General features: G+C 73.5%; 7 protein-coding genes and 1 pseudogene. 3 read left to right on the plus strand and 5 right to left on the minus strand.

The genetic code is table 11. The annotated features are described in order from the left end of the window. Positions 1–20: 20 nt before the first annotated feature. From ACYQ77_RS28045 to ACYQ77_RS28055, 3 genes are read left to right on the plus strand one after another with little or no spacing between them, the layout of a single operon-like run. Entirely contained in the window at positions 21–1091 is a 1071-nt protein-coding gene (locus tag ACYQ77_RS28045; RefSeq protein ID WP_459716439.1) for a hypothetical protein, read from the plus strand. A gap of 45 nt (positions 1092–1136) precedes the next feature. Beyond that, a complete protein-coding gene (locus tag ACYQ77_RS28050) occupies positions 1137–1688 on the plus strand; it encodes a TetR/AcrR family transcriptional regulator (RefSeq protein ID WP_459716441.1) in 552 nt (183 codons plus the stop codon). Continuing rightward, positions 1688–1975 (plus strand): hypothetical protein, encoded by a 288-nt coding sequence (locus ACYQ77_RS28055; protein ID WP_459716442.1) that lies wholly within the window; start codon positions 1688–1690, stop codon positions 1973–1975. The genes ACYQ77_RS28050 and ACYQ77_RS28055 overlap by 1 nt, the downstream gene beginning before the upstream one ends. A gap of 27 nt (positions 1976–2002) precedes the next feature. Here ACYQ77_RS28055 and ACYQ77_RS28060 read toward each other — a convergent pair whose 3' ends face one another. The 5 genes and pseudogenes from ACYQ77_RS28060 to ACYQ77_RS28080 form a co-directional block, all read right to left on the minus strand. Continuing rightward, positions 2003–4537 carry a PEP-utilizing enzyme gene (locus ACYQ77_RS28060; protein ID WP_459716444.1) on the minus strand — a complete coding sequence of 845 codons (2535 nt, stop codon included), beginning with the start codon at positions 4535–4537 and terminating at the stop codon, positions 2003–2005. Positions 4538–4611: 74 nt separating this feature from the next. Next, positions 4612–4757 (minus strand): annotated as a pseudogene (locus ACYQ77_RS28065) (translocation protein TolB); the annotation flags it as partial. 90 nt (positions 4758–4847) lie between these two features. Then, positions 4848–7100: a SulP family inorganic anion transporter gene (locus tag ACYQ77_RS28070; protein ID WP_459716446.1), complete on the minus strand. Its 2253-nt coding sequence runs from the start codon at positions 7098–7100 to the stop codon at positions 4848–4850. A 208-nt stretch (positions 7101–7308) separates the two neighbouring features. After that, positions 7309–7746, minus strand: coding sequence for a hypothetical protein (locus tag ACYQ77_RS28075; RefSeq protein ID WP_459716448.1), 438 nt, complete (start codon positions 7744–7746; stop codon positions 7309–7311). Between the two features lie 97 nt (positions 7747–7843). After that, a complete protein-coding gene (locus ACYQ77_RS28080) occupies positions 7844–9346 on the minus strand; it encodes a S8 family peptidase (RefSeq protein WP_459716449.1) in 1503 nt (500 codons plus the stop codon). Positions 9347–9681: the final 335 nt, after the last annotated feature.

Genomic DNA, 9681 nt, shown 5'->3' on the forward strand with positions numbered 1-9681 from the left:
GTTCGAACGGGGGTTGTTCGATGAGGGGTGCGCTGTTCGCGGTCGTGGTCATCGCGGCGATGCTGACCTGCACGCCGCGGGCCGTGGCCGACCCGGCCTACTTCACGGTGGACGACACGACGCCTGACCTGAGTGACAACCGAACGGTGGCGCTCACCGTCACCAATCTGACCGGTGAGGATCTGGACATCGTCGTCCGACCGCGCAAGCCGGCCGCCGACTGCGGACTCGGCGCCCAGCCGGACACGCTTCCCCGCGCGCAACCCACGACGGTCACGATCACTGTCCCGGAGACCTGTCCCGTCCCCGACACCGGGCTGCGGATCCTGGTGATCGCGCCACCGACGCAAGTGGACGTCATAGTCAAGGCACCACCCGCGGCCGCATCCACGTGGTCCGTGCTCCTCGTGTTCCCCGCGGTGCTTCTGTTGTTCGCCGCGGTGGCGACCATGCTGTGGCGGCGGGAGATGAGCACGCGCGACGAGGACGAGTTGCCGTACCTCGACGCGGCGTGGTCCTTCAAGGACAGCTGGGCAGGCAACGTGACCGTCATCGGCGGTCTGCTGACCGGGGTCCTGGGCTCGTCGGACGTCGTGAAGGCAATCCTCGGCGAGGACTCCGAGCAGTCGATCGCACTCGCCACCGTCGGCGCGGCGATCGCGGTCGCCTTCGTGGCTGCCGGTCCTGTCCTGTTCCTGGCCACGAAACGGAACAAGATATTTCGCATCTCGGGGTTGTTCGCGGCCGCGACCCTGACGGTGTCAGGCGCGATCGGCGAGCTGGTGGTCGTCGCCGAGTCAGCGCGTTCTCTCGATCTCGACGGCTTCCAGACCATCGTGTGGTTGCCGTGCTTCGCGGCGATCGCGCTGCTGCTCGTCTACTCCTACCGCACGGTTCACCAGACCGTCGTCGACGGCACCACCGCTCCGGATCCCCCTGTGGACTCCGACGTGATCCGCGCGGCCAAACTCGTGGTGGCGGCACTTCGACCGGGTGCACAGGAGCCCCAGGATCGTCTCGAGGAACGAGCAGTAGCCATCACAGCCGTCACGAGGCCGCTCGGCACCCGCAGGGTCTCGGGTTCGATCTGACCACCCGGTTGCACGGTACCGTTTCGAAACGGTACCGTTTCGTTTATGGCTCCTCGACCGCGCAGTGACGTTCGTGAAGAGGCGATCCTCCACGCGACCATGGAACTGCTCACCGAGATCGGGTACGACCGGCTCACGGTGGAGGCGGTGGCGGCCAGGGCGAACGCGAGCAAGGCGACCGTCTACCGGCGGTGGTCGCACAAGGCTCCCCTGGTGAGCGCGGCCGTCAGCCGTCTCGCGGGTACCGCGCTCGTCGCGCCCGCGCCGACCGGCGACCTGCGCACCGACCTGCTCGCCCTCCTGCGTGCACTGCGCGAGAGCCTCGTCGGGCAGGACGCCGCGCTCGTGCTCGGGCTGCTGGGTGCGATGCGGCACGACCCCGAGCTGGCCGCGACCGTCCGCACGGCCGTGTTCGAGCACAAGCACGAGGCGTTCGCGACGGTGCTGCCCGAGGGCGCCGACCACGCGTGGCTCGCCGAGCTGACCTCCGCCACCCTGCTGTCGCGCAGGCTGGTCACCGGCGAGCCGCTCGACGACGACTTCCTCGCCAAGCTCGTCGACACCGTCCTGCTCCCCCAGCTCCAGGAGAAACCCTGATGTGGCACACGATCCTGCTCGGCCTGCTCGGCGGCGTGCTCGCGGGCAACGCGCTCCCCCACTTCGTCCGCGGCATCACCAAGCGGGCGTACCCCTGCGCTTTCGGCAACGGCCCGATCCCCAACCTGCTGGCGGGCTGGTCCGGGTTCGTGCTCGCCGCGCTCGTGCTGTGGCAGGCCGACCTGCCCGCGCACCCGGTCGCCGCCTTCGCCGCGGTGAGCGCGGGGGTGCTGCTGATCGGCCTGTTCCACGCCGGACCGGGCGCGTTCGGCCGCCGCGCCGCCTGAGCGCGCACGTCATCCTCGCCGCGGGCCCTAGTGGTGCACGGTCATCGGCGCCGGTGCGAGGACCAGCACGTCGCCGGTGGTGCCGTCGACGCGGACCAGCGTGCCGGGGGCGAGCCGCGCCGCCGCGTCCCTGGCGCCGGTCACGCACGGCACGCCCAGCTCCCGTGCCACGACCGCGGCCCGGGACAGCGGACCGCCGAAGTCGGTGACGATCGCGGCCGCCGGGCCGAACAGGGCGACCCGGCCCGCGTCGGCCACCCGCACGACCGCGATCTCGCCCGGCTCCACGTCCGCCTTGTTGTCGGTGAGCACCCGGACCAGCCCCTCGGCCACGCCGGGGGACACGCCGATCCCGTACAGCTGCTTGCCTTCCGGCACCGGGTCGACCGCCGCCTCCGGGCGCCACGAACCGTTGACCACCGCGGGCATCCGCACCTTCCGCAGCCGCTCCTGGTCGGCGCGGCGGCGTTCGATCCGCCGCAGCGCGTCCGCGGGCGGGTTGAGCAGCTCGTCGAGCGTCAGGTAGAACGCGTCGTCGACGTCCACGAGACGGCCGGCGTGCACGAGCCTGCTGCCCCACTCCCGCACGACCGCACGCAGCTCGTCGGTGTACCGGACGGTGGCGTCGACGGCCGTGTCGCGCTGCCTGCGGCCCGCGATCGCCAGCTTCTCCAGCACGGTCCGCTTCGCCTTCACCGGCGCCTCCGGCGCAGGCTCCGGTGTGTCCTCTTCGGACTTCGCGGGTTCGGCGGCGTCCTCGGCGGACGGCTCGGCCGCGGACTCGGTTTCCTTCGCCACCACCGGTGCCGGCGCCGCGGGCGGCTCGGGTGCCGGGCGGCGGGCCGCGCTCAGCGCCGCCGTGAACACCAGCTCGGGCCGCTGCCCGAACGGGACGCCGGACAGCTCGGTCTCGCACGGACCGCGGTGCCCGATGCGTGCCAGCACCGCGTCGAACGCGGCCCCGAACTCCGGCGACTTCTGCCGCACCGCGTCGATGTCGCCCCACTCGGCGAGGCCGCGCAGGTCGTCGTCGGCACGCAGCAGCTCGGCCAGCTCCGCGATCGCCGGGTAGACCGGCTCGTGCTCGACGTCCACGCCGCGGCCGAGCGCCGCGATGTCGGCCTTGGCGCGCTTGCGCAGCGGGGCGGCCGCGAAGTAGGCGACGAACTGGCCGAGCTGCGTGAGCGTCCAGCCCTCGCCGAGCCGGTCCCGCAACAGCTGCGCACGCACCACGAGCGCGCCGTCCGACAGGGTGGTCACGTCCTCGACCCGCTCCTGCACCGCGGCGGCGGCGAAGTCGCGCACGGACGCCCGGTAGCGCCGCGCCACGCCCGCGAACCGCGCCCACGCGGTCAGGCGGGTGACGATGCCGCGCTTCGCGGGCCGCTCGTCGGGGAACAGGTCGGCGTCGGCACGCGGGCCGATCAGCTGGTCGATGACGGTGTCCTCGTGCCAGCCGGGCGGCGGGGCCGCGGCGAGCGCGGACACCCCGGCGTACAGGTGGTGGCCGAACACGGCGTGGCCGCGGCTGGCCCACTCGCCCGCGACCGCCGGGGACAGGCCGAACACCTGCGCGAGCGTGTGGCCGGCCGCGCGCAGACCGGCGGTGTGCACGTCGATCGACAGCGGCGTGAGCGGGCCGGGGAACAGCTCGGCGGTCTGCTGCGCGGCGAACACCGGATAGCGCGGGTCGATCCGGTCGTCCATCTCGACCGCCATGCTCGGCAGCGACACGGACGTGAGCGGGGTGCCGTCCTCGGGCTGGCGGCGGCGCGGCGGGGCGTGGACGGGGATCGGCAGCCGCGCGGGCGACGCGACCGCGCCGTCCTTGGTCAGCTTGCGGCCGCGGGCGCCGCGGGCGAGGTCGGCGACCACCTCGGCGGACGACCAGCCGCACTCGAAGCCCCAGTCCCGCGCGCTGCCCTTGCGGTCCGACGTGGACATCGCGGGGTGCTCGGCGATGCCGCGCGCGGACACGCCACGCAGCGCCTCGCGCGCGGCGCCCGCGAAGACGACGTCCTGCGCGGCGAGCGTGACGACGCCGACGCGTTCGCCGGTGATCGCGTGCAGCAGGAAGCGCACCAGGTCGTCGTGGTGCAGCAGCCGCCACTGCGTGTCCTTCGGCGCGGTCAGCAGGGTCGCGGCGGTGCGGCAGGCCTGCCAGTCGAGCAGGCGGCCGCCGAGCGGCGCCGTGCGGATCACCGCGTGCCGGGAGCCGCTGTCCCGCACGACCTTGTCGGCGTCGGCGGCGTCCGGGCCGTGCGCGATCGGGGCGACGAACAGGATGCCGTGCCGGGCCGCCGCGGTCGCGAGCCTGCGCAGGGCGGGGATGCCGCCGGACTCGGGCACCTCGCGTTCCACCGGCGACAGGTGCACGACCACGTCGGTGCCCGCCACCAGCGACTCGGCGGTCGCCGCGTCACCGGCGGTGAACGCCACCTCGGGCGGCAGGTCGGGGTGGGCCTGTTCGCCCACACCGATCAGCTCGTGCCCGGCGCCCACCGCCGCGCGCGCGAACGCACGGCCGAGGTCCGACGTGACTCCGCTGATGAGCACGCGCATCGTGGCCCCTTCCCGCGCTCTGCCCTCACCCGGCGGGGACGGTACACGCGCAGTAACAGGGGCTCACACCGACCTCACCTCCGAAATGGTCCTGTGACCTCGTAGGTGATGCCGCCGGAGGACGAACCGGACGTCCCGCGCCGCGACTCTGCCCGCTGATCCGCAGGAACGGCGCAACGATGTCGTCCGGGGTGATCACGCGAAGTTCCGTCGTCTCACCGAGGCCTCCGGGGAGTGGTTGCCCGCATACGTGGGGTCACCGCCAGCCTGTGCGGGCAACCGGCCCGGACGACGTGAACTTCCGGGCCTGCTAGTCGGCTAAGTGTCCGATGTGGACGGACGCCGGGCCGAAGTCGCCGGTGGCCGGGTCGTGGAGGTAGACCCGGGCGGCGGCCACGTCGAAGTACATGCCGATCAGCCGGAGCCTGCCCGCCGCCAGCGCGGTCGCCACCGTCGACTGGGTGCGCAGGCGGTCCAGCTGCGCGAGCACGTTGTGCAGCGCGAGCCGGTCCCACTCCGCGGCCGGGACGTGCCCCTCGACGGTCGGGTGCGGCCGGCTGTGGAACCGTTCCAGGCTCGGCGCCGCGTGCCGCAGCCACGACTGCAACGCGGGCGCGCCCGCGGGCAGACCGCTCACCAGCGCCTTCATCGCCCCGCACGACGAGTGGCCGCACACCACGACCTCGCGGACGCCGAGCGTGCCGACGGCGAACTCGACGGCCGCGGCGACGGAGGTGTCCGTGCCGACGAGGTTGCCGATGTTGCGCACGGTGAACAGGTCGCCCGGCCCGCTCGAGGTGATCACGTTCGGCACGATCCGCGCGTCGCCGCAGGTGAGGAACATGGTCGACGGGGTGTGGACCTCCGCGAGCCGCCGCAACGTCGGCTGCATCAGGCGTGCCACGTGCCGCTCGTACTCGGCCGTGCCGCGCAGCACCGACGGCGGCGCGGACCGCTGCGCGGGCAGGACGGGACCGGCGGTGGCGCGCTGCCACTCCGACCACGGGGCGAACCACCTCGGCAGGGCCCGGCGCGCGGCGGACTTGTGCACGGTCGGGGTGCCCGCCTTGCCGCGCGCGAACCAGGGGTGCCCCAGCTCCTCGACGACCACCGTGCCGCCGCCGCGCTCGTGGGCCTGCTGCCAGCTCGACAGCGTCTCGAACGCGGCGTGGTCGAGGTAGTCGACGACCAGTTCGAGGGTCACCCGGCCGCCCACCGGGATCGTGCCGAGCACCGACGACAGGCGCGGGATCGACAGGGCCGACAGCGCGCCCTCGACGACGATGCGCCACCCGTCGCCGTCCCGTTCCGCGCGGATCCCCGACCACAGCAGGCGGCGCAGCGTGAGCACCGCGGCGACGCCGATGCCGAGCAGGACCCCGTACATCAGGTTGATCAGGACCACGCCGCCGAGCGTGACCACGTAGACGAGCAGGTCGCCGTGTTTGCGGACGGCGCGGATGTGCTCGACGGCGACCAGCCGCGCGCCGACGTACACGAGCAGGCCGGCGAGCGCGGCGAGCGGGATGCTGCGCAGCACCCCGGCGAGTGCCACGACGAACAGCAGGATCCACACGCCGTGCAGCACCGTGGCGGCGCGGGTCCGCGCGCCCGCGGCGACGTTGGTGGAGCTGCGGATGATCACGCCGGTCACCGGCAGGCCGCCGAGCGCGCCGGTGGTGATGTTGGCCGCGCCCTGCCCGACGAGCTCCCGGTCGAGGTCGGCGCGCGGCCCGTGGTGCTGCTTGTCGAGCGCGACCGCGGACAGCAGGCTCTCGATGCTCGCGACCAGCGCGATGATCATGGCGGTGAGCGTGAACGCGGCCCAGTCCCCGTCGGGCAGCGCGGGCACGAACGTCAGCCGCAGCGCGTCGTCCGGCACGGCGACCCGGTCGATGCCCATGCCGGTCACGACGGACAGCACCGTCACGACGACCACGGCGGCGAGCGGTCCCGGCACCCCGCGGACCGGGGCGGGCAGGCGTGGCCACACCACCAGCAGCCCGAGCGTGAGGAGGCCGACCACGGTGGCCGCGGGGTTGGCGGCGAGCACCTGGCCGGGCAGGTCGAGGAGGTTGTCGGCCGGGGTGGTCCGCATGTCGCCGCCGAGGACGACGTGCAGCTGGGCGAGCACGATCGTGATGCCGATGCCGGCGAGCATGCCGTGCACGATCGCGGGCGCGATGGCGAGCGCGCCGCGGGCGACACGGCTCATGCCGAGCAGCACCTGGATGACGCCCGCGAGGACGGTGATGGCGCACGTCGCGGGCCAGCCGAACCGCTGGATGGCCTCCGCGATGATCACGGTCTGCCCCGCGGTGGGGCCGCTGACCTGCAGTGGTGCACCGCCGAGGAGCCCGGCGACGACGCCGCCGACGACGGCGGCGATCAGCCCGGCGACGATCGGCGCCCCGGACGCGAACGCGATGCCCAGCGACAGCGGGACCGCGACGAGGAAAACGACGAGAGAGGCAGGGAGGTCGTGCTTGAGGTTGGTGCCCGCGCAGGACAGCCACCGTCTCCGTGGCGGCGGCAGGTCCTGGCCTGACGAGGGCTCGATCATGGGCGACTCCGTGATCCGGTGAGCGATGCGCGGCGAGGTCTTCGGTCGAGGCCCGACTGGCCTGATGCCACCAGGAAACCCGAAGATCAGGTGTGGTGTCCGCGACACGAAAGATGCCCTGACACGCATCAGTGGCGGCCGACCTGGGTGTTCCCGAGCCGCGTCACCGGTGTGCGTGAACCGAAGTCCACCTGATCCGGTGGTCGAGTCACGACGTGGTGGGCCGGTCCAGGTCGTCGACGACGATCGCGTTGCCCGGTTCCAGCGGGTCGTAGGCGATGGTCGCCACGGTGCCGACGGGCAGGTGCGTGAAGGCGCGGGCCTCGACCCGGATCACCCGGCCGGCCGCGGTGGCCTCGAAGGTGTGGGCCTGGACGGTGCGGTTCCGGACGCGGGTGGCGGTCGCGCGGGACGAGACGAGGCGCGCGGTGGTGCGGGTGCCGGAGGTGAGGAGCGCGTCGCGGCGGGCGTCGGCGCGCTGCCAGCGGAGCAGCACCACCAGCAGGGCGATGAGCGCGAGGAGCGCGACGGCGCAGGCGGCGTAGACGAAGGCGGGTGCGAGGGCGGCGAGCGCCGCCGCGAGCACCCCGAACAGGACGACCTGCCCGGCCAGCACCACGACCACGATCCGCCGCTCGACACGCATGCCGCCGACGGTGGCCGAGCCGGGACCCCGCGGTCAACGCCCTGCCCGAAGGTCCGCCCCGGGGGACACGTCCCCCGGGGCGGTGGTGATCAGCCGGTCAGCGGGTCACCGCGTCGAGCGCGTCGACGAGGCCGAGGCCGTAGAAGCCCTTGCCGCTGGGCCCGCCCTGGCACGTGGCCAGGAACGCGCCGGAGCCGTCCGGGTCGTACACGCCCGCCGGGCACGGGAGCCGGTCGGCGCGCAGGCCGAGCGACGCCTGCACCAGCGGTGCCGGCCAGTTCTGGTGGGTGCTGCGGATCAGCGCCACCACACCGGTCGCGTGCGGTGAGGCCATCGAGGTGCCCTGCGAGTAGCCGTAGCCACCGCCGGGGATCGTCGACAGGATCCGGCCGTTGCGGTCCGGGGTGTCGGCGACCTGGCGCGAGTCACCGCCGGGGGCGGTCACGTCGGTCTCGATGACGCCGTAGTTCGAGAAGAAGGACTTGCGGATCTCCGGCCCGACCGCCGAGACACCGACGACACCGGGCAGCTCGGCCGGGAGGTCGAGGCACTCGTTGCCGACGGTCCGCTCCACCGGCGTGCCGTTGTTCGGGCTGCCGGTGTCGGTGATCCGGTGCGAGAGGTCCCAGTTGCTGTTGCCGAGCGCGGCGACGTTCACCACGTCCTTGCGCGCCGAGTAGTCCACGGCCCGCTTCACTGCCTCGATCACGGCCGCCTGGTCCGGGTCGGTCTTGCACCACAGGAACCACGGGTCGATGAAGTAGGAGTTGTTCGTGACGTCCATGCCCTTGTCGGCCGCCCACACGAACCCGCAGATCGCGTACTCGGGGTAGATGAACCCGTCGTCGTCGACGACCTTCACCGAGGCGAGCCGCACGTTCGGCGCGACACCCGCGACGCCGATCCCGTTGCGCGCCGCGGCGATGGTGCCCGCGACGTGCGTGCCGTGGGAGCTGGTCGTCGGCACCCACGCGGCGGGGGACGTGTCGGGCACGCCCTCGTCCGTGCAGCCGACCGACTTCGAGGCGTCCACGTTCGGCGCCAGGTCCGGGTGCGCGGCGTCGATGCCGGAGTCCAGCACGCCGACGAGCACCGAGCGGCTGCCGCCGGAGATGGCGTTGGCCTGGTCGGCCCGGATCGCCCGGACACCCCACTGGTTGGCCTCGAGGGGCTCCGCCGCGACCGCACTCGCGGCGGGCGCCGCCGCGGCAGCGGTCGCGACCGCGTCGATCTTGGCGAGCATGCCCTGCTGCTCGGCAGCGCCGGCCGCACGTGCCGCCGCCTGCCCCAGCTCGGCCAGGTTCCTGGAGGCGCCCGCCCCGGCGACACCCGGCTTGCCCCGCACCGCGGACGCGAAGTCGGCACTCGTCGATGTCGCGATCACGACCCCGATCTGGGGCCAGCTCTGCAGCACCTCGCCGCCCGCCGCACGGATCGACGCCTCCGTCGTGCCCAGCGAGCCGTGCTGCGGCCCGAGCACGACGAAGTGCGCCGCGGGCCCGTCCTGCGCGACGGCTGGGGCAGCGGTCGCCGCGGTCACCCCGGCAGCGGACACCGCCACCGCCGCCGCGACGAACGCTCGGAAGGTGGTTCTTCGCACTTGGTACCTCCATCTGCGCGTTCCGCCCAGACCCCGCCGATCTGGCGGGGCCGTGGAACGGCCGGATGCACGCAACCATCCGGTTCGCCGCAGATCAAGGCCCGTTCGGAGGTTCTTTTGGGTGAGCGGGGTGTGGAGACTTTCGATCCAATTCGCGGGCGATGTGGTGGCTGGTTCGCCTGAGGGGTGCGGTGGCGGGGGTTGAGGCTGGTCGGTGGGGGTGGTTGCGGGGGGGTGGGGTCGGGCTGGGGTGGTTGTGCGGAGCCCCACCCGCTCCGCGAGCAAGCCCCCCCCCCCCCCCCCCCCCCCAAACCCCCCCCCCCCCCCCCCCCCCC

It is taken from the genome of Actinophytocola sp. KF-1 (assembly GCF_054661535.1).